The organism is Tepidimonas aquatica, assembly GCF_007556585.1.
Taxonomy (GTDB): domain Bacteria; phylum Pseudomonadota; class Gammaproteobacteria; order Burkholderiales; family Burkholderiaceae_C; genus Tepidimonas; species Tepidimonas aquatica.
Genome location: NZ_VJNA01000058.1, coordinates 1 through 3,828 on the forward strand (window position 1 = coordinate 1; position 3,828 = coordinate 3,828).

Annotated in this window: 6 protein-coding genes; all 6 read right to left on the reverse strand. The window is 66.1% G+C overall.

The window, feature by feature from the left end; all coding sequences use genetic code 11:
• Positions 1-316: 316 nt before the first annotated feature.
• Positions 317-1,738, reverse strand: coding sequence for a DUF5906 domain-containing protein (locus tag Taqua_RS12705; RefSeq protein WP_144326952.1), 1,422 nt, complete (start codon positions 1,736-1,738; stop codon positions 317-319).
• Entirely contained in the window at positions 1,735-2,241 is a 507-nt protein-coding gene (locus Taqua_RS12710; protein WP_144326953.1) for a CHC2 zinc finger domain-containing protein, read from the reverse strand. The genes Taqua_RS12705 and Taqua_RS12710 overlap by 4 nt, the downstream gene beginning before the upstream one ends.
• Complete coding sequence (locus Taqua_RS12715; protein WP_144326954.1) at positions 2,241-2,570, reverse strand: hypothetical protein; 330 nt, start codon at positions 2,568-2,570, stop codon at positions 2,241-2,243. Before Taqua_RS12715 ends, Taqua_RS12710 begins: the two co-directional genes overlap by 1 nt.
• Complete coding sequence (locus Taqua_RS12720) at positions 2,563-2,838, reverse strand: hypothetical protein (protein WP_144326955.1); 276 nt, start codon at positions 2,836-2,838, stop codon at positions 2,563-2,565. Before Taqua_RS12720 ends, Taqua_RS12715 begins: the two co-directional genes overlap by 8 nt.
• Before the next feature lie 149 nt (positions 2,839-2,987).
• Positions 2,988-3,560, reverse strand: coding sequence for a hypothetical protein (locus tag Taqua_RS12725; protein ID WP_144326956.1), 573 nt, complete (start codon positions 3,558-3,560; stop codon positions 2,988-2,990).
• Between the two features lie 72 nt (positions 3,561-3,632).
• Positions 3,633-3,828 (reverse strand): hypothetical protein (locus Taqua_RS13290; RefSeq protein ID WP_185969637.1); only part of this gene is annotated, 196 nt, incomplete at its 5' end.

Sequence of the window (3,828 nt, forward strand, 5' to 3'; positions counted from 1 at the left end):
CTAGCGAAAGATCGCGCTCGCGAATGACCCGCATCTCTTTTTCCCGTAGGGGGAACCGACCTGGGGGGAAGCCTGGCGCTTCCGTCGCTTCCAACGCTTCCACGTGTTTTCGCATCTCTCCAATTTCTCCACTTACCTACCTTTTCTTCCTTAATAGGTAATGGGTTGGAAGCGGTGGAAGCGTATACGTGACAAGCACTTGCGCGCACTTCCGGTTGGTTGCGCTTCCGACCGGGGTGGAAGCGGAGGGGGATGGCGGCGGCAAAGTGGCCGATGGGGTTGGAAGCGGTGCCGCCAAGGGTTGGAAGCGGAGCACTCATGTCGGGGCCTCCTCGCCAAAGACGCGGCAGAACCCGCGCAGCGGTCCATCAAAGGCTGCCACGGCCTGGGTGGCGAAGTCGTACCAGGTCACGCCGTTGAGTGGGCCGGTGCCACTGGGCAGCCAGAGCGTGATTGGCGCGCCGCTGCTGCCGCCTGATGGCGAGCACTTCTGACGCGACACGCGCTGGCCTGCAGCCTTGGCCGCGATCGCCGTGAACGTCGTCTGTGCGGGGATGCTGCGCTCGCCGTGGGCGCGGCACCATCGGGCGAAGGCGCGGTAGAGCTGTGCCGTGCTGCAGGGCCATACGGGTAGCTCGAGCTGCTGGGCGAGCCAGTCGCGCACGAAGCGCTCAGCCGGACGCAGGCCGAGCTCCACCAGCTCGCGCTTGGCCTGGGTCAGGGGCGGCGGCGCATAGGGGTCGAAGCGACTCGTGTCGAGCCCGACAAGGTAGGCCAGGAAGGCATTCAGCCCGCCCGACTCGATACAGCGCCCGACGCGCGCATAGAGGTCGTCGGTCCGTTTGGGCGGGCACCAGACCACGTAGTGACGTCGGTCGTCTGCCTCGAGCGCCAGCGGCTTTGCCTCGTTGGACAGGAAGACCAAATTCGCGGCGTTGCGCTCCTGGCGCACGGTCGCAAACTTGGCCTCGATCATCAGCGTTTCGCCCGTAATCAGCGCTTTGAGCCGGTGGCGGTAGTGGGCCGCCTCGCCGGGTGCAAGCACCTCGTCGGCCACCACGAACAGGCAGCGCGAGGCCCAGTCTGTGTACTTACTTTCAAGCTGCGCCTGGCCGATCACGCGGGCGTACTCGCCGTAGATGCGGGCCATGACGCCCTCGAACAGCAGGCTCTTGCCGCAGCCCTGCGGGCCATGAAAGACTAGCGCGCTGCGCAGCTTGGCGCCGGGATGCTGCAGCGGGTATGCAAGCCAGTGCAACAGGTATTCCACGTGACGCGCTCGCCCTTCCGGGTCGGGTGCGGTCTCACTCATCAAATGCTCGACCAGCTCCAGAATCGGTGCGCAGTCGCCCTCGACGGGGGCCAGAGGGAATCCGCGCCAAAGGTTTATTTGATGCGGCAAGCAGTGCCCGGAGGGCTCGAAGACGATATCTTCGGGTGCCACCTGGCGGCGTGCCGGGTGTGTGAGCCACTCCTTGTAGATCGACGCATTCCCGGCCAGCTCATAGCGCAGGTGCCGGACCGGGTACTCGCGCAGCAGCCACAGGTCGAAGACGCGATCGGTCCCGAGCACGTAGACCCAACGCTCCAGCGCGTCCACGAGCTGCAGCGGTTGCTGCAGGCGCTGTGCCAGTTCGCCAGGGCCAGGACACTCGCCAGGCATTGCGTCGGTGGGGTCGAGTTCGGCCATCGTGCGGGCACGCAGTTGTTCGATGCGTTTGGGGTCCACCTGCATCATCGGCGTCCCCCTGGCGGCGTGGCCAACAGCAGCACGCGACGGGCTGCGTCAATGATCGCCTGGCGGGCGTTTTGGTCGAGGACGTGGCCGTTGGCAACGCGCAGCGCCTCGATCGCCAGCAGCTCGGCGTCGACCGCAATCAGTGCCAGGGCATCGGCGGCACTCAGCCCGGCCGGTCGCGTCGGCGGTGGCGCGATGGCGCTGCGATCCTCGACCCAGCAGCCGAGTCGCCGGGCGGCCTCGACGAAGGTCAGGCCGTGGCGGTTCATGGCGAAGGCGATCACATCCCCGCCGCGCTCGCCGCACCCCATGCAGGCGTAGGCGCCGCTGGCAAGATTGATTCGCAAGGATTGCCCGCCGTGCCACGGACAGTCGGCCGTGCGCCAGGTGCCGCGCTTCTCGCGAAACGCCAGCCCCTCGGTTGCGATGTAATAAGTCTCTGGATCGGGCAACAGCCCACGGTCAAAGCGTCCGCGTGGTGCAGGATTTCCAGCCGGGCGCATCAGCGAGCCTCCTCGGCACTGGTGCGGCGGCGGCGGTGCAGGCTGCTGCGCGCGATTTCCTCCCCGGTGTCCGGGTCGCTCACGCGCAGCGTCAGGTCGGGCAGCACCTCGACCAGGTAGGGCCGCTCGGCGCCGCTATCCTGCGGACGCAGCGTGGCCTTCCAGAGCGCGCGCCCGCGCGGGTTGAGGGCATCGACCAGACGCCAGGCTTTCGCCAGCAGATCGCGCTGCTGCGGAGTTTGCGGCGGTTGCCGACGTGTAGAAGATTGGCACTTGTCACGTTGGCCGGAGCGCCTGGCGGCGGTGGCGAGCGTGAGGACCTCAGCCATTTTTTGCTGTCCGCTCGACGTAGGCGCTCAAGGCGGCGCGCTCCACCACGGCGGCGAAGCGCTCGGGGTGGACCATCAGTCGGTTGCGGTGCAGGGCGACAGCACCGGCCTCGGCGAGCTCGTCGCGCAGCTTGCGCAATGCCCAGCGGGCGGCATGTTCCGACGGGTAGGGCGCGTCATCGTTGGCCCAGAGGGCGCGTAGTGGGACGAACCCCTGCATGACGGACACCCGTGCGGGGGCGCCCTTGATGCGTAGTTTTTCAGACATTTGCGATCACTCCAGGTTTGCCAGCGTCCCGCAGGGGTTGGCCTGCGGTTCCCAGACGCTGGGCCGTGCCGATTAGTGGCCGGTGGAGTGATCGTCGGGTTTGGGGGCGATTTGCCCTAGGGTGAAACTGGGACGGGCTTATACCCCAGTCAATAGATGCCCTGGCGGTGGGCTGTGTCCAGAGTGGACGGCTTCACCGGAGGAGAGTCTTTGACGTGCTGCGAGAACAGAAGCAGGGCACGGTCGAATCGACTTTCGTGCGACTTGCTGTGCCCTGGGCGCCCGACGTGCTTGATCCACTGACGGGCACAGACGGCCACCCAGGCGAGCGCAGCCTGGGAGTCTGTCGGGCGGCCCTTCCAGCGCTCTCCGTCAAGCGTGGAAATCAGGGCCGGCAGCCATTCGGTTAGCGTAGAAAGGCGCTCCCGCAGCACGTGTTGATTGACCAGCTCGTGCCGAACGAACAGCTCGCCCTGCCAGGCCGCAAGCAGGTGCGATAGCGTCGTTCGCATCGGGTCGCGGTCAAGCTCCAGTTTGTCGAGGGCCACCGACAGGCGCCGTAGAGCCGTCGAAAGCTCGGCGTACTGCTCGCGGTGGATTTCGTAGGCAGGATCCCAGCCATAACGCTCGCTCACCCCGTGCCATTCCTGCCAATCGGCCCAGGCATCGGTAAGCGCTTGGCGCTCCTGGGGTGTGAGTTCCTTTGACCAGTCTCCGATCACGATGGGTCTTCCTCGTTGCGTGCGGGACGCCGCATCTGGCGCGCCCCGCTCTTCATCACAGAATCGGGCGCTTCAGTGCGGATTGAGGCCGTGCACCACATCGCCCGCGATCGATTCCGCGCTTTCGGCCAGGCGTTTGATGGCGTAGGAGAGGTGGACAGTTTGCCCCTCGTCCGCCAATGGCATCAGGGCTGCAATCGTTCGAATTGATCCCGCCAGGCAGAGCACTTCCTCCCATTTGGGGTGCTCTCCGTTGAACGCGAAGACG